Origin of the sequence: Luxibacter massiliensis (assembly GCF_900604355.1) — a bacterium.
Taxonomy (GTDB): Bacteria; Bacillota; Clostridia; order Lachnospirales; family Lachnospiraceae; genus Luxibacter; species Luxibacter massiliensis.
On record NZ_UWOE01000001.1, the window covers coordinates 3,386,818 to 3,403,428 of the forward strand.

The 16,611-nt window shown below is 42.4% G+C and carries 16 protein-coding genes; 5 read left to right on the forward strand and 11 right to left on the reverse strand.

Translation table 11 applies throughout. The features are described 5' to 3' along the window. Positions 1-8: 8 nt before the first annotated feature. From EFA47_RS15845 to EFA47_RS15855, 3 genes are all read right to left on the reverse strand, one after another. Complete coding sequence (locus EFA47_RS15845; RefSeq protein ID WP_122644126.1) at positions 9-1,205, reverse strand: sugar ABC transporter permease; 1,197 nt, start codon at positions 1,203-1,205, stop codon at positions 9-11. Continuing rightward, the gene (locus EFA47_RS15850) at positions 1,195-2,736 is read right to left on the reverse strand and encodes a xylose ABC transporter ATP-binding protein (RefSeq protein ID WP_122644577.1); all 1,542 of its coding nucleotides are present in this window, start codon (positions 2,734-2,736) and stop codon (positions 1,195-1,197) included. The genes EFA47_RS15845 and EFA47_RS15850 overlap by 11 nt, the downstream gene beginning before the upstream one ends. A gap of 118 nt (positions 2,737-2,854) precedes the next feature. Then, positions 2,855-3,925 carry a substrate-binding domain-containing protein gene (locus tag EFA47_RS15855; RefSeq protein ID WP_122644127.1) on the reverse strand — a complete coding sequence of 357 codons (1,071 nt, stop codon included), beginning with the start codon at positions 3,923-3,925 and terminating at the stop codon, positions 2,855-2,857. A 457-nt stretch (positions 3,926-4,382) separates the two neighbouring features. Here EFA47_RS15855 and EFA47_RS15860 point away from each other — a divergent pair, with 457 nt between their 5' ends. The 4 genes from EFA47_RS15860 to EFA47_RS15875 all read left to right on the forward strand — a co-directional run bounded on the left by EFA47_RS15860 (position 4,383) and on the right by EFA47_RS15875 (position 6,885). Continuing rightward, positions 4,383-5,081: a FadR/GntR family transcriptional regulator gene (locus EFA47_RS15860; RefSeq protein ID WP_122644128.1), complete on the forward strand. Its 699-nt coding sequence runs from the start codon at positions 4,383-4,385 to the stop codon at positions 5,079-5,081. Between the two features lie 142 nt (positions 5,082-5,223). Then, entirely contained in the window at positions 5,224-5,580 is a 357-nt protein-coding gene (locus EFA47_RS15865) for a hypothetical protein (RefSeq protein WP_164690035.1), read from the forward strand. A gap of 311 nt (positions 5,581-5,891) precedes the next feature. Then, positions 5,892-6,656 (forward strand): DUF1796 family putative cysteine peptidase, encoded by a 765-nt coding sequence (locus EFA47_RS15870; RefSeq protein ID WP_122644130.1) that lies wholly within the window; start codon positions 5,892-5,894, stop codon positions 6,654-6,656. Positions 6,657-6,711: 55 nt separating this feature from the next. Next, the gene (locus EFA47_RS15875; protein ID WP_164690036.1) at positions 6,712-6,885 is read left to right on the forward strand and encodes a hypothetical protein; all 174 of its coding nucleotides are present in this window, start codon (positions 6,712-6,714) and stop codon (positions 6,883-6,885) included. A gap of 353 nt (positions 6,886-7,238) precedes the next feature. Here the strand turns inward: EFA47_RS15875 and EFA47_RS15880 are convergent, their stop codons facing one another. The 4 genes from EFA47_RS15880 to EFA47_RS15895 all read right to left on the reverse strand — a co-directional run bounded on the left by EFA47_RS15880 (position 7,239) and on the right by EFA47_RS15895 (position 11,354). Next, complete coding sequence (locus EFA47_RS15880; protein WP_122644132.1) at positions 7,239-8,057, reverse strand: CvpA family protein; 819 nt, start codon at positions 8,055-8,057, stop codon at positions 7,239-7,241. Positions 8,058-8,065: 8 nt separating this feature from the next. Further along, entirely contained in the window at positions 8,066-9,259 is a 1,194-nt protein-coding gene (locus EFA47_RS15885; protein WP_122644133.1) for a DUF5711 family protein, read from the reverse strand. Positions 9,260-9,324: 65 nt separating this feature from the next. After that, a complete protein-coding gene (locus EFA47_RS15890) occupies positions 9,325-10,482 on the reverse strand; it encodes a LysM peptidoglycan-binding domain-containing protein (RefSeq protein ID WP_122644134.1) in 1,158 nt (385 codons plus the stop codon). A 92-nt stretch (positions 10,483-10,574) separates the two neighbouring features. Then, on the reverse strand, positions 10,575-11,354 hold the full coding sequence (locus EFA47_RS15895; RefSeq protein WP_122644135.1) for a transposase: 780 nt from the start codon (positions 11,352-11,354) through the stop codon (positions 10,575-10,577). Positions 11,355-12,121: 767 nt separating this feature from the next. Between EFA47_RS15895 and EFA47_RS15900 the strand changes: the two genes are divergently transcribed. Beyond that, entirely contained in the window at positions 12,122-12,634 is a 513-nt protein-coding gene (locus EFA47_RS15900; RefSeq protein WP_122644578.1) for an HD domain-containing protein, read from the forward strand. Between the two features lie 98 nt (positions 12,635-12,732). Here EFA47_RS15900 and EFA47_RS15905 read toward each other — a convergent pair whose 3' ends face one another. From EFA47_RS15905 to EFA47_RS15920, 4 genes are all read right to left on the reverse strand, one after another. Further along, a complete protein-coding gene (locus EFA47_RS15905; protein WP_122644136.1) occupies positions 12,733-13,671 on the reverse strand; it encodes a transketolase family protein in 939 nt (312 codons plus the stop codon). Then, on the reverse strand, positions 13,659-14,495 hold the full coding sequence (locus EFA47_RS15910; protein ID WP_122644137.1) for a transketolase: 837 nt from the start codon (positions 14,493-14,495) through the stop codon (positions 13,659-13,661). Before EFA47_RS15910 ends, EFA47_RS15905 begins: the two co-directional genes overlap by 13 nt. Before the next feature lie 90 nt (positions 14,496-14,585). Then, positions 14,586-15,239: a fructose-6-phosphate aldolase gene (fsa, locus tag EFA47_RS15915; RefSeq protein ID WP_122644138.1), complete on the reverse strand. Its 654-nt coding sequence runs from the start codon at positions 15,237-15,239 to the stop codon at positions 14,586-14,588. Positions 15,240-15,493: 254 nt separating this feature from the next. Further along, the gene (locus EFA47_RS15920) at positions 15,494-16,594 is read right to left on the reverse strand and encodes a LacI family DNA-binding transcriptional regulator (protein ID WP_122644139.1); all 1,101 of its coding nucleotides are present in this window, start codon (positions 16,592-16,594) and stop codon (positions 15,494-15,496) included. Positions 16,595-16,611 lie beyond the last annotated feature (17 nt).

Genomic DNA, 16,611 nt, shown 5'->3' on the forward strand with positions numbered 1-16,611 from the left:
TTCCTCCATCAATTTGCTTTTCCCCTCTTGCTCATAACATCCAGAGCTATAGCCAGCATCAGTACAAGTCCTTTTACAATATACTGCCAAGTTGCCCCCAAATTTAAAAGGCTCATGCCATTATCTAACCCAGTCATAATCATAGTCCCTATAATGGCTCCCAGGACATTCCCTCTGCCTCCCAGGATACTGGTCCCTCCTACCACGCAGCCTGTAATGGCGATGAACTCAAAAGATGTGCCTGCGGAAGCCGTTGCCTGCCCTACACGGCCCAGAAAAACAATAGAAGCGATAGCTGTAACAACACTGTGGAATATATAGATCATCATTACAGTCTTTTCCACACTGATACCGGACAGTTTCGCGGCCTCTGCATTCCCACCCACTGCAAATACATAGCGCCCAAAGGGTGTGTACTTGACAATAAAGGCAAACAAAAGGCCCAGAATTGCCAGAATAATTACTGCATATGAGAATCCCTGCTGAAAAACCATGATGGAGCATACCACAAATATAACTGCTGTAATAAACACAGTCTTTAGGGCAAACATCGTATCTGACCCGGCTGCCGTCCCTGTCTTTTTACTCTTCATCCTTCCCCTGAATGCTGCCACAAGATAAATAGCCATAATGAGGATGGTAATAAACAGGCTTAAGTCATTAAATGAAGCTTCCTTTAAAAATGCTTTCGGCAGATATCCATTTCCAAATACAGAGAAACTGTCAGATACAGGCCCTATAGACATGCCATCCCCTATTAAGAGTGTGCCTCCCTTAAAAATAAGTTGGCTGGCATAAGTAACAATAAATGCGGGCAGCTTCTTATACCCAATCCAAAATCCATGCCATAACCCAATCACAACACCCACTGCCAGCACCGCCAGGATTGTGAGGGGTGTATTTACGTTCTGCTGTACCTGCATAGCCGCCGCAAAACAGCCAATAAAGCCTAAAGCGCTTCCGGCTGAGAGGTCTGCATTCTGGGAAACAATCACCAGCATCATTGTAACTGCGATAATAGAGCAGGTGGCACCCTGCATCAACAGATTAGACATATTCCTTGTGGTCAGGAACAGGCCGTCTGTCACAATCTGGAATGTGACAAATATAATAATCATTTCTGCAAACAGAGAAACCTTATCAAAATTATTTGTCAGTATGTAACTTATTTTTTTCGCCGTGCTATTTTCACTACTATTTGACATTATCTTTTATCCCTCCCGCTGCGTAAAACAAAATATTTTCCTGGGTTATCTCATCTGTCCCGGCAGTTAATTCCCCGCGGATTTTCCCCTCATACATAATATAAATCCTGTCACTCATTCCAATAATCTCTGGAAGCTCAGAAGAAATCATAACAATACTGATGCCTTGGTCGACCAATTCATTCATCAATTGGTAAATTTCATATTTGGCCCCCACATCAATCCCTCTGGTAGGCTCATCCACAATCAGTACTTTGGGTTCTGCCAGAAGGGCCTTTGCAATCACCACCTTCTGCTGGTTCCCTCCGCTTAGATTTCGGGCAAGCTGAAACATGGACGGGGTTTTCGTACCCAGCTTCTCGATATACTCTTTTGTCCGCTTAAACTCCAGGTTTGTATCAATCACACCGCCTTTTAGGAGCTTATTAAGGCTTGCGAGAGTGGTATTTGTACGGATATCGGCATCTAAGATAAGCCCATACCTCTTTCTGTCCTCAGACAGATATCCAATCCCTTGTCTGATCGCATCCCCTGGATGCTTCATTTTCTTAATCTCTTTTCCCTCCAGGAAGAGCTGCCCGGAAGCCTTTTCCTCCAAAGCCCCGAAAATACTCATTGCCAGTTCCGTCCTCCCAGCCCCCATAAGTCCTGCAACTCCAAGAATCTCACCTTTTCGTACCTGGAAATTAATATGGTCCAGAATAGGCTTATCTGGATTTTCCGGGTTCTCAACTGTCCAGTCTCTTACCTCCAGTATGGCCTCACCCGCTTTATGCTCCTTCTTTGGAAAACGGTTTGTCAGCTCCCGGCCTACCATACTGGCAATAATTTCCTGCACATCCATGTCTGCCGCCGGTTTGGTGGCGATGGTCTTTCCATCACGCAAAATTGTGATGGAATCCGATATTCTAAAAACTTCATTCAGCTTGTGGGATATATAAATACAGGTAATCCCCCTTTTCTTGAGTGTTAAAAGAAGTTCCAGGAGATTGTCTGTATCTTTTTCCGTCAGCGAAGAAGTAGGTTCATCCAAAATCAAAATTTTTACATCTTTACTCAGCGCCTTTGCAATCTCAATAAGCTGCTGTTTTCCTGTCCCTAAAAGTCCCACCTTTTCATCTGGTTTTACATCTAACTGAACCTCCCCAAGCAGCTCCTTCGTCTTTTTATACTCGTAGTCCCAGTCAATAAATCCCCCTTTTTTCTTCTCACTCCCAAGAAAAACATTCTCACATACATTCATAGACCGTACCAGCCCAAGCTCCTGGTAGATAATGGCAACTCCCGCTTTTTCGCTGTCTTTAATTCCAGAAAATATCTGTTCCTCACCGTTGATAAGCATTTTCCCGGTATAGGATCCTTTGGGGTAAACTCCGCTAAGTACCTTCATCAATGTAGATTTTCCCGCTCCATTTTCGCCTACCAGTGAGTGTATCTCACCCCGCCTTACATTAAAGTTCACATCATCTAAAGCCTTTACACCTGGAAAGGTCTTTGTGATGTGTTCCATCTGTAAAATGTAGTCTTCCAACATCATTCCTCCCTTCTGCCGCCTCTGGTATCTGCCCCAAGGCATGTATTGAGGGTTTACATCTGCCCCCCAAACAGTCCCTTAAAAATTTCAGGAGACTTTACGTCTCCTGAAAGATTTATTCGGTTTCAGCGGCATTAATTTCCTCTTCTGTATACACGCCTGCGTCAATAATTATTTCCTGCATATTATCCTTAGTCACAACTGTGGCATCTACTGTTACCCATGGCGCGTCTGTATTTTCTCCCCAGGTCACATTCTTTTCTGCCTCTATCTCCTCACCTTTTGCCAGCTTCACAGCAGTATCAATGGCCGCCTTGGAGAGAACCACTGTATCTTTATATAAGGTAGACGTCTGTTTTCCTTCCATAATACGTTTGAGGGCTGTCAGCTCTGCATCCTGCCCTGTCACATATGCTGTCAGGTTCTGGGCATCCAGGGCCTGTATTGCCCCTGATGCGATCCCATCATTCATACAGATAACGCCTGTAATATTATTATCCGTCACAGACAATGCATTCTCTACATAAGCCATAGCCTCTGAAGCGGCCCACTCTTTACAATACTGCTCCATCACAATCTCGTTTCCGTCCTGGTCAAAGAAATCCCCAAATTCATCATGGAATCCTTCTATCATGTTTTCCACTGCCTCACCGGCCGCCGCATCACCATAAAGGAACACATAATTCCCAGGTTCTTTCAGAGAAGCCACATGGCTGGCAATCTGGCGGCCAACCTCATAAGAGTCGTACCCTACCATGGCATCATTCCACGCTGTTATTTCCTGGTCATATCCCATAATTTTAATACCCTGGCCATGGACAGAATTAAGCGTATTCTTCAGGGCATTGCCATCGACCGGAACAACCATCAAAACATCAATTCCCTGTGTAGTCAGATTTTCAATCTGTGAAATCTGGGTATTAGAATCATTATTCGCAACTTGGACAATCAGTTCTACTCCCGCCTCCTCTGCCCATTTCTCTGCATTCTCCAGCTCCCTCTGCCATCTTTCCTCCTGTACTGTTTTCATAGAGAATCCGATTTTAATTTTATCATCTCCTCCAGAACCCTCCCCTTTTGTCTCACCCTCAGAACTGGTTCCTCCCTGCCCGCAGGCTGCCAGTGAAACTACCATACATGCTCCCAGAAGTAACCCTGCCAATCTTTTTAAGACCTTACCTTTCATTGCTCTTCCTCCTTACAATAGTTGTTTTTGTTCTACTTTTTTTTAAATCAGACCGTTTGCATTAGACCAATTTTAAATATTGTTCTGATTTTATTTTATATAATCGTATTATATGTCATACATATTTGTCAATCCCTTATATCTCGGATTATTTCACATATTTTCGCCCTTTCTTTTGGTAGTTTTTAATAAATTTATTGTTTTTTACACTTTTTATATGGACATTTTGCTTTTTTATATTATAATTTTAAAAGAAAATATTAGTCACACAATTGACTTTTACTGCATTTCTCTCTTTTTTAGTTGACAATTGGTCAGACATATATTAACATTTCCATATGAGCGTCTTAAGTTACTATTAATTTTCATTCAAATTATCTTCTTCGTTATCATGTCGCTATATAAAGACTGGGAGAGTTTGATGGATTAAAAACTTTTATAAAAGGAGAAATGTAAAATGCCAGAGAATACTGCGGCAACTATCAAGAAAGAAAAAACGTTAAAAGAAAAGGTAGGTATTTTAATTGCAGAGAGGATGGAGACAGATCAGAAACTCCCTACAGAAAAGGAAATGATGGCACAATTTAATGTCAGCCGCTCTTCACTCAGGGAAGTACTGAGCATATATGAGTCCAATGGGATTATCCACACTGTACAGGGCAGCGGCCGCTATATAACACCACCGAATTTCAGCGCCCCCCTGGTCGACACCTGGTCTATTCTTATTGAGGCAAAACCCGCCCTATTATTAAACCTCCTAGATATCAGATGTATGCTGGAAATTAATTCCTTAAGCACTGCTATGCGCTACATTGATATCAAGCAGCTTCAGCTCCTCCAGGCAGAGGTCAATGCTATGAAAGAAAAGTCGGCGGCAGGAAAAACCTTTGCCTCCAATGACAGAGAATTTCACCGGATACTTTTTTCCAGCACCAAAAATATTCTTCTCGAACAGCTTCTCACTGCATTTTGGGATTTATATTCCCTGGCCAGGGTGGAGACTTACCATGAGGAATTACCTACGCTGGCCCAGCAGCATGGCGATATTTTGGCGGCATTTACACAAGAAGATTTGGAGATGGCCACAAGCCTGCTAAAACAGCAGTTTGACGACGCAAGACAGCAGATAAAAATCGCTTTGCTGGACAATGAATGACATTTGCCTGTGGAGGATATATATTGTATTTAATATTTGGTAAATTCAGGAATTGTTTTGTAAGATCTCCTGTTTCATTTTGGAAGTCCTGGGAAAAATGATAAAAAGAGTTGGGTTGTATATAAGAAAGGAAACACAAATTATGGGGAATATAGATCTTCTGACAATATTTGACGGCCTGCTATGGGCCGGCAGTTTTTATTGCTTTTATTCCTGCTATTTTATGTACACACGCAGAAGAATCCATAAAAATCTTCTGCTTATACCCGTTAATATAGATACGGGCCACTGTAAAGATACCGAAGGATATATAAGATTTATGCTCCCAAGGCTTTTGGCATTCTCCGCCATCAGTTTTTTGTTCGGGGGCCTGAATCTATTGAGCAACTTTATTTTGGCCATGCCCGACCGGCTGGTAATTATACTTATACTGCCGCTGTTGGCTGCAATTTTTTGGTTTTGGTATGTGATCAAAAAATCAGTGCGGCTATTCTGGTAATATCAATTATCCGTTTATATATTGCTTGCTGCTGTATTGCTTTTCTATTATTTATAAGAATGATCGGAGAATAAAGAAAGTCATCAAAGGTTTCCATTGATGGCTTTTCTTGTATGATACCAGCAATACGCAAAAAATATATAAGAATCATCCAATTTACATCTGCAATATAACAAGCTATAATTAAAAATAATATAATTTATGTTGTACAGGGACAAATTCTGGAGGCTTAAACAAACTACCCAGGGGATCGTGATATATACGCTTTAGAGTTTAACACTGTCAGAACATACTTCACCTAGGAGGAGCACATGGATTACGATATTACAAAAGGCAAATACGATTTTTTTATGTCAGTGGGTTCACATTGCAGACCCGCCCTGTATTTAAGGAGATATGGACTTAGAACTACATCATCCCCTCTGGATTGGATGATGGGATATCGTTTAGAAACTGTTGAGTACTTATTCCGGACGTCATTTGAAGACTTTTTCCAGGAATGCACAGAGATTAAGGAAAATAATAAGCTCTTGAAAAAGGAAGGCCATCGTTGGATTGAGGATACGCAAAATCAAATTGTATCAGTACATCACTTTTCAACAGGACTGCCTTTACAGGAACAAAGGGATAAATTTTATTCTAAAATGAAGGAACGCTACCACAGAACCAGCAATCTAATTAGGGAGGCCAAAAAAGTAGCCCTAATAGGTACATGGAGCGATGGCTTTGAAGTTCTTGAAGAATTTTTGAAAAAATTCGGGGCATTATATGATAAAACAGCCTTTACTTTTATTAATATAAGGAATAATGAGAACATTGATAATATGATTGTAAGAGATCGTATTATTAGTAAAAATCTAAAGCTAATAGACTATGAATTTCATGACACAACATCGGAATCCGGAATTGAGGCAGAGAGCAGCATCCAAGGATGGCATACCATTATGAACAGTTTATGGTTAATTAAACAGCCGTTTATAGAAAAAATAAGGAGTACCCCCCCCCCCAGAACATTTGTACGTATATGGCGCAGGGATTTACGGCTTAGCCACTATCAGGTTATTGTTAAAATATGAGATACCTGTATCCGCAGTACTTGTGACAGAGCCTGCCGGAAATCCGGAGAATATATTGGGGATACCAGTAATTGACGCCCATAAGTTAGCAAATGATTCCTCACATTGTATGGCCATAATTGCTGTTTCCGATAAATGCAGCAATGAAAAAATAAAAAAGAAGCTGGAAGAGAAAAACATGTCCATTATAATCGGATTTGAAGAGACGCCTTTTGTGTACGGGAACTAGTCAAAGACCCCGACGCAAGCATACGGGCATCAAACTAGCAGCAATGCAGGCATCGGGGTATTAGACCCTGGCGGCAGCCGCCAAATGGACATGTAAACATGTCCGCTTGGCTCGCTGCTCCCGGGAATAAATATATGCCGTCCATAAAACTGACGGCTATGAACCCTTAAAGCAGGCTATATCCGCTGGACATATAGTGAATAATGAATATGGGGGATGGTGCGGCGCCACGCTCCGTACCATCCCCGTCAAAATCCAGCACAGCCAATATACATTAACTGCCATATACACGCTGCAGCCGAGAAATCGAAATTTCACACCCCAAACTGCATTAGTAAAACAGCCGCATCTATCTAAAACTTCAGAAGCATCTGAAGCAGAATATTTTTGTCATATAAAAATGTCAGGATCCGGCTGCTCTCTATCATTTCAAAACATGCCTTACCCACTGTACCCGAGTACAGAATGGTAAGCACCAAGAACCCCAGCCATACCAATAAAAGAGCAGTTACCGCCCCTATGACCCCTCCCCCAAAATGATTCAAAAAACCAATTGCTGGCAGCTCTCCTATAATATCCACTGCTGCCATCAATGCTTTTACAATAATAACTGCAAGCAAAAAAGTCACCAGGAATGAAAGTATTTTGACCACCATCCGTGATATATATGATGCAACATATTCGGGAAAACTGGAAACATTAAGCTCCTTATATATTTCCGAATTATTATTCTCCAGTATGACTTCCTTTAAGAATACCGGCAGCGATGACTCTTCAATTTCCTTTATCTGTGTATCCCGGGGAATCTCCCCCATGACTTTCAGAATATCCCGTCCCGTGATACCCAGCCTGTCCCAGTCCAGACTGTTTATATCTGCCAGCTGATCTGCGTTCAAGCCTGCAAGGGGCGTATCCCCCAAGTCCAGGCCTGCAAGGGATTCTGTGGAAATCTCCGGCATAAATGCCTCAATACACTTCTCCTCTATCATCTCATCAATAGGGGTATATTTAGTCAGCGCCTGCGCTACCAAGGGATTCAGCACGATCATAAGAACAATCGTCAGCACTGTAGACAGCAATGAGAGGCCTATCCTGAAAAACCCCCTCACATATCCCACTATAATACTAACCAAAAATATAACCCCAACAATTATCAATAACCAATTTTTCATCTTTTCTCCTACTTCGCCAAATAAATTACTCTTAATTCATTTGCGCTCATCACAAGGTATCTGTTAATTCCCCATGTGGGAATTACTTCTAACGCATCAGACTTCAAGTCCCCTTTAAATCGGAGGACGCCGTTTGCAGTAATAATACAGCACTTTGATCCATCGTACATAATAATCTCGTCATTTACCATCTTTATATTCCCATATTCCCCGGTAAATTCTTTATTCATAACCTGTTTGCCTGATTTATTGTACAAGCGTGCCTCATAACCTGATTTATTCTTATTCAAGAGTACGAAGCCTATATATTTGTCCGAATGGAACACACTTTTGATATCCTGTTTCAGCTGTATTTCCTTTGCCTTTTTAGGTGAGTCCTTCCCCTCATAAATGATAAAGGAGCTGTCCCCCACCGCTACCGCCGTGCTGTCATCCATATAAAATATCTCCGGGATTACCGCCCCGTCATACTCCTCCATCCCCACCTCATTATCTGTGTGTGCCTTTCCGGCCTCACCAAAATTATAAAATGCGACTCTGGACTTTACTGTCCCATCCTTAATGGACAGGTAGGTCACTCCCAGCGACATGCCATCCTCAGACATATCAAGGGCTAGAGGGTAGCCGGTACTATTAACAGTCACCTGATGCTCCACCAGAATATTACCTGTAGCATCATAAGATACAATCATGGGGGAATTCTCATTCTTTAATATAACACTGACTATGCCCTGGTTGGAGACTGACATCTTTTCAATTGGGAGCGTCGTCTCCATCTCCCCCTTCAGGCCTTCCTCAGTGAATACCAGAATGGAATTTCCCTCAATATCCGCCACTGCAAAGGTGTCTTCCTTAACATCAATGAAAGGATTGCGCATCTGGCACGGCTGAATCCAAAGTTCTTCATTCTTTCGGTTTAACAGCACCACGCCGTCACGGCTGTAACGTACAATATTGTTTGCAAACTGGGCATAGCTGTTGCTGTCTGAGGTTTCTTCAGTATAGGCAGCCGCCTCATGTATATTTGTATAGGATTGGTTTTTAATCAATAAATAGGTCCCGCTCAGGATCATAAGGATAAGGACCGCCGCTATTATCCACCGTCTCCGCCTGCTCCGTCTGCGCTTCATTGCCCGGGCCTTCAGATTCTCAACATCTGATACGTAGGCAAGCCTTATATGTGGATTTTTCTTTTTAGCCATTTTTATCCCCTTATTACTTTATCAACTTATCTCTCTTCATCTTATTTCACGATTATAACATTATTTTATGGTAATAGCAATTTCTGTCCAACGTAAATCAGATTTCCATCGGACAGGCCGTTCATTTTGCATATAGACTCCACATGGCCCACATCTCCGTACATCTTCTTACTTATTATGGCCAGAGTGTCCCCTTCTTCTACAACATAAACACCGTCGCTTCCATTTGTACCCGATTTAATTTGCACAGTTTCTTCTGAATCATCCTCCGCCAAACTTCCATCCTTACTGCTCCCTTCTCCATTATTCGTGGAATTGTCGTCTGCTTCTGCAGCCAGGGCCTGTCCATCACTCGCCTGCTGGCTGCCGTCTGTATCACCTGGCGATTCTCCCCCCACTGCAGTCACATTGCCGCTGGTCTCCCTGGCCTCCACCGCTTGCGCATCCCCGGACGCAGAGGAGGAAATATTATTTAGGGCAGTCTGCACAGACTTCATTTTATCAAAGTTATTCAGCGTAGTAACCCCCATTATTATGATAATCAGCACAAGGCACGCACTCACTGCGTACATCAGACGGCTGCTCCTTTTTTGCTGCTGCTGTTGTTCCTCCCGGGTTCTAACCAGACTACGAAAATCCTTCGTAGCTCTATCCTCAACAGTTTCCGAGGGACTCACCCCATTTTTCTTTCTTGAAGAAATCATATAATTCTGCATACAGGGATTCTTCTCGTAATACGTATAATGGCCGCCTATCTCCATCAGGTCGTTGAGCTTATGTACAAAATATACCTCGTCCTTCTCCACAGGATCCTTCATCACCAGAACTGTATTTTTCTTAGGAAAGGATTTCTTATGGAGTTTGACCATACTCCCCTCTGGAGTCAGGGCCGCCCCGGCATGAGCCACAAACCAACCCAGCATTTCCCCTTCCTCAAAGAACTGCTTGCAGTCCTCATATGCCTTTTTCCATGTCTCCTCTGCAATCACATACTCATTGCCTGACATTTTTAGGTCATGCATCTGAATGGCACCATATATGTACACATACTCCTCATCCTTTGTTTTTTGTATATCTCCTACCAGAAACGCACCAATTGGTTCCTCTCCCGCTTTTTCGCACAACTGGGCGAAAAATGTATCTACATAATCTTCTACATAAATCTTCGGGCTGTCACTGACGTTCCCGATTTGACGCACATTTTTAGGAATCTGTCTTTCCATTGCACTCACCTCTGAATAAAATTTTTCTAAAGCATAGCATAACGAAAAGGCTGAATTTATCGGTTGATGTCAGGTGCGTTCGACAAAAGGGGTCAGTCCCTTTTGCAATGGGGACTGACCCTTTTGCAATCCGTTTTCAGAATATTCTCAATTTTTCGTCCAGAGAGTCCCGTTGCTTTTCTGCATTGTTCCAAAAATTCTCTTTTTTTATCTCCTACTATCAACAATGTCTTAACCTCCTCGATTTGATTTTCGAACATGTATCTTTCCACTAGATTCTTAACACGTTCATAGTTATGAATCCGCTCATCTTCAACGGTATCCAGGAATGATTTTTCTTCAAACAGCCTATGGAATGCCCAAAATTCTTCTGAAGTCTGAAACCTGGTTTTTAAGGTCTTATAGGCATCTTTCCCCAGTAGTTTTGAGGTACCCTCATAATACTCCCGGGCACTGCTAAATTCATAATTATACGGCCTTGCGGCCAAGTGTATTTTGACTGGATTATTATGGATATAACGCAGACAGCACCAATAATATTCTTCTGTTTCTATACAGTCACTGTAATAACGGCCCTGAAAGACGTGCCCGCATCTGTCGTATTTACCATTATAGATCCCGGCAAATGTCGAATTTATACGCTGCATAAATCTGGGTAAGATTTCAAACTGGGTTTCCAGCATCAAATGTACATGGTTGCTCATAATACAATGGGCATATACTGTAACTGGATAATCCTTGATTCCCGTCGTTAATATTTTCATAAAGATCCGCTTATCACTGTTTTTCTTAAAAATCTCCTCTTTATTGTTTCCTCTTGCGATCACATGGTAAAAACCTGTCCCGCTCTCTTTTCTTTGGGTTCTGGGCATATGTACCTCCTCTACTTTTTCACTGCACTTTTGGCAGAGTACCTTTGACAGCCTGCTATATTCACCTGAACCTTCGCCTTAGTGTACAAGCCAGCCTTGAGCAGCGCGAGATCCCTTTACAGCTTAAAATTACTCAGAAATATTACTGGTTGAGCAGCTGGCCGGACATACAGATTATCAAATACTCCGTTAAAGATTCGTCTAAAATAATTGTAGCCAAATCCTCCGATGCAAGCATTGGGACATCAAACTAAAAGCGATGCAGCATTGGGGTATTTGACCCTAGCGGCAGCCGGCAAATGGACATGTAAACATGTCCATTTGGCCCGTTGCCCGCAAGAATAAAATTTACTATGGAATGTTTATTCCGACTCGGAATAGAATTGTTGCTAAACAGCAATGGCCCCAAAGGCCAAATAGCGCAGAAATAACCTAGAATGCATTGAACGATTTATCCCCATAATCTATACACCCTATTTTGCAGCGCCCTCTGTATACGGCCAATTAAATTAACCGCACAGTCCCTGTGCCCTCAGAGGAACATCTGGCTGAGTGAATTTTCAAACACCTTCTAGGTAAAAATAGATTAACATATTTCTATTGATTTTACTATAATAATTTGAATCTCCCTATGTCCCATGTTATTATAGTTTAGGAGCCAGATATCCTCAGGATGGATAGGCCCCTGCCAATATAATACACCATCAAATATACAATCTCGTCCTCCAGTATGTGGATTGATGAACTATGAATCCGAGGTGCTTATTATGAAATTTCAAAATAAATTATTAAAGGATCTGCAGAAAGAAACTTCTGATAAAAAAGAAAATTTACGCCGTGATTGGGGAGAGGACTTCTATGAATGTATCCGGGATATTGCCGAACACCCGGTAGTACTACGTATGAAGCTTTACCCGCATCATGGCCGCACCAACTGTTACCAGCACTGCCTCCATGTGGCATATTATAATTACGTCTGGAGCCGTTTTCTTCACTTGGATGCCCGTTCCGCAGCACGGGGGGGAATGCTGCACGATTTATTCTTATATGACTGGCATACACATGCGGCCAAAACCGGCGACCATTTTCATGGGATGACACATCCTAAGCGGGCCCTTCATAATGCAAGTAAATTCTTTAAATTAAACCAAATAGAAAAAGATATTATCCGTAATCACATGTGGCCAGTAACACTCTTTCATTTTCCGAAGACAAAACAAGGGTGGATAGCTACTCTTACTGATAAATATTGCGGTGCATTAGAAACAAGCATAAGATAAAATGATAATTAGAATTAAAATAAATTGATAAACAATTCTGAAAATGGAGAGCAAAGGGGACAGTCCCTTTTGTAAAAGGGACTGTCCCCTTTGAACATTTAGCAAAATCCTTTTACTCTCTCGTAAATACTTTCTGCATCCAACCCATACTTCTTCACCAACTCTGCTGCCGGTCCAGACTCTCCGTATGTGTCATTTATACCGATTTTCATTACTTTAGTCGGTGCCTGCTGTGCAAGTACATCACATACTGCGCTTCCCAAACCTCCGATAACAGAATGTTCCTCGACTGTAACGACCTTTCCCGTCTCTTTTGCGGAAGCTATAACAAGCTCCTCATCTAATGGCTTAATTGTATGAATATTAATAACTTTTGCCTCAATTCCATCTTTTGCCAGTTTATCTGCAGCCTCAAGGCAATTTGCTACTGGAAGTCCTGTGGCAATAATTGCCACGTCCTTGCCTTCTCTAAGCACAACTCCTTTGCCCAATTCAAACCTATAATCTGGCTTATCATTGATTACCGGAACTGCCAGCCGCCCGAACCGCAAATATACAGGGCCTACGTGTTCATATGCTGCCTGTACGGCTGCTTTTGCTTCGATATCATCGGATGGATTAAGCACAACCATGCCCGGAATTGTCCTCATCAAAGCAATGTCTTCATTACATTGGTGAGTGGCGCCATCTTCGCCCACAGAGATGCCCGCGTGGGTGGCACCTATTTTTACATTCAGTTTTGGGTACCCCACAGAATTTCTCACCTGCTCAAATGCCCGCCCTGCTGCAAACATTGCAAAAGAGCTCGCAAATGGTACTTTCCCGGCTGCCGCCAGTCCGGCTGCTACACCTACCATATTGCACTCTGCAATACCACAGTCAATAAATCTTTCTGGGAATGCTTTTTTAAAAACTCCCGTCTTTGTAGCAGCTGCCAGGTCGGCATCCAGCACCACAATATCTTCATGTACCTTTCCCAATTCAGCTAAAGCATTGCCATAGCTTTCTCTTGTTGCGATTTTCTTTACTTCTGACATAATGCTTCACCTGCTTTCTCTAAATCTGCCATTGCTGCTTCATACTGCTCATCATTTGGGGCCGCTCCATGCCAGGACGCCTGATTTTCCATAAAGGAAACGCCCTTCCCCTTAATCGTCTTCGCAATTATTGCAGTTGGCTGCCCCTTAACCGTCCTTGCCTCTTTAAAAGCAGAATCAATTTCATCAAAATCATTTCCATTTATATTAATAACATGAAAATTAAATGCCTCGAACTTTTTATCAATCGGATATGGAGAATTAACTTCATCTATTGCTCCGTCTATCTGTAAATTATTATTGTCAACAATAAATACAAGATTATCCAGTTTTCTGTGGGCAGCCAGCATGGCAGCCTCCCAGACCTGCCCTTCCTGAATTTCTCCATCCCCAAGTAAGGTATAGACTCTGTAGCCATCTCCGGAAATCTGAGCTGAAATTGCCATCCCCACTGCGGCTGAAACACCCTGCCCAAGAGACCCTGATGACATATCTACACCAGGGATATGCTTCATATCGGGATGCCCCTGCAAATAAGACCCTGTATGACGCAAAGTTTTTAAGTCTTCAACTGGGAAATACCCCCTGTGTGCCAGAGCAGAATACAATCCCGGAGCCGTATGCCCTTTAGATAACACAAATCTGTCTCGATCCGCCTTCTTAGGATCTTTCGGGTCAATATTCATTTCTTGAAAATACAAATATGTATAAATATCTGCTGCAGACAATGACCCTCCCGGATGTCCTGACTTTGCGCTATGAACGGCTGTCACGACTCCCTTGCGGACTTCGTTTGCAGTTTTCATTAATTCTAACTTATTCATTGGAATTCCTCCTAATTTGAATTTCAAAGGGGTCTGTCCCTTTTGCAAAAGGGACTGTCCCCTTTGCACTCCATTGTCACGCTATTCTGACTATTCTCCGAACACTGCCTTATAATCTGCCTGGAATTTAGCAATCCCAGCGTCTGTCAGTGGGTGATGTGTCATCTGCTCTATTACGCTATATGGTACTGTTGCGATATCAGCGCCTGCAAGAGCGCAGTCTGTCACGTGGATCGGGTTACGCACACTTGCGGCAATGATTTCGGTCTCAATGCCGGCCACCTCAAAAATCTGTGCGATTTCTGCTATCAGGTCTGTCCCGCGTACAGATATATCATCCAAACGGCCCAAGAATGGGGATACGTATGTGGCGCCGGCCCTTGCTGCAAGAAGTGCCTGATTTGCCGTAAAGATTAGGGTTACGTTTGTTTTGATTCCTTCCGCTGTTAACGCCTTGCAGGCTTTTAACCCTTCTGTAGTCATAGGAATTTTGACTACCATATTTTTATGTATTTTGGCAATTTCCTTTCCCTCTGCAATCATGCCCTCTGCATCTACTGTAGTAGCTTTCACTTCGCCGCTGATAGGGCCGTCAACAATAGAGGCAATTTCCGCTATAACTTCCTCGAAAACACGTCCCTCTTTCGCAATTAATGATGGGTTTGTGGTAACTCCACAGATAACGCCCATGTCATTCGCTTTCTTGATATCTTCCACTTTTGCTGTGTCGATGAAAAATTTCATTGTTCGTTCCTCCTTGAACTTAAATCCCTTGGTTTCTCTAGTATTAATTATAGCTAATGCGCCCAAACCGGTCAATACTGCTCCATATTATTAATACGTTTCATCTATTAATAATTCAATTTTATTAGTAAAATATCCTCAAATATTTCTAAATTTAGATTCTATTTTTTTACCATTCCCATCGTTTTACACAGTCCATATATGCATCTTATATTTTCACATTCAAATTATTACTAATAATTTAAGCTACAGCATTAATTTTTCTTTTTCCTGGTCTTTGGATAAGATGTAGTCCCCCTTGTGACAATCCTAGGTTCATACTCCACATGATAGATACTAACCGGCTCCATTTCCGAATACTGCCTGTTCCTGGTATGGATTTTTTTCATAATAATATCGCAGGCATCCCGGCCTTTATAAATTACAAAATGTTCAATTGTGGTCAGAGAAATTTTATGCATTCTTGCAAATAATGTATTATCACACCCCATCACTGACATGTCCCCCGGAACTCTATATTTTTCATCATGCAGAGCCTCCAAGATACCGAATGCAATCATATCATTTAATCCCACAATTGCAGTCAGGCCCTGTTCCTCCGCCAACAATTCTTTAGTAAGGTCATACCCTATCCTGTATTCAGAATCAATTCCAGGAATATCCTTATCAATCTCTTCATCCGCAGCCTTGATAATCACATTTTCGCCTAACCCTGCTTCCTGAAATTCCTTCAGAAACCCTTCAACACGCTTAGACCTCTGCTTTTGCCTGACAGTCAAAGGGGGCGCAATATACGCAACATGCCTGTGCCCCAGATCCAGTAAATGCCTGGCCATTATCCTTCCCAGCTTTGAGTTATCCAGCTCCACAGCATCTACATCCAGCTTTTCATTCTGGTTATTTATGACTGCAAATGGGATTTTTTCCGAAAGTTCCTGCACCACTGGCATAAAACAGTGGCTTGGATTGCATGTATAAATGACTCCCTGGGGATTCAGGGAAGGGATGATTTTCAAATAACGTTCCTCTAACTCCAGGTTTCTCTGTGTATTGCACACAAACAGGCCATATCCCTGTTCAGTCGCACGGGACTCAATCCCCTGCAGCAACATGACATAATAGGGATTTGTAAGGTTCGGGCAAAGAACAACTAAAAGTTTTTCCTTTTTATTCCCCCTGCTCCTCCTCTGTTTGGGAAGCTCATACCCTAACTCCGCCGCTGCATCTTCTACCTTTTTAATCACATCCCGTGAAAATGACACATTATACTTCTTATTAAGCACCATAGACACGGTTGCCTGGGATACCCCGGCCCTGCGCGCCACATCCGAGGATGTTACCTTCTTCTTATACATATGCCACCTCGATACCC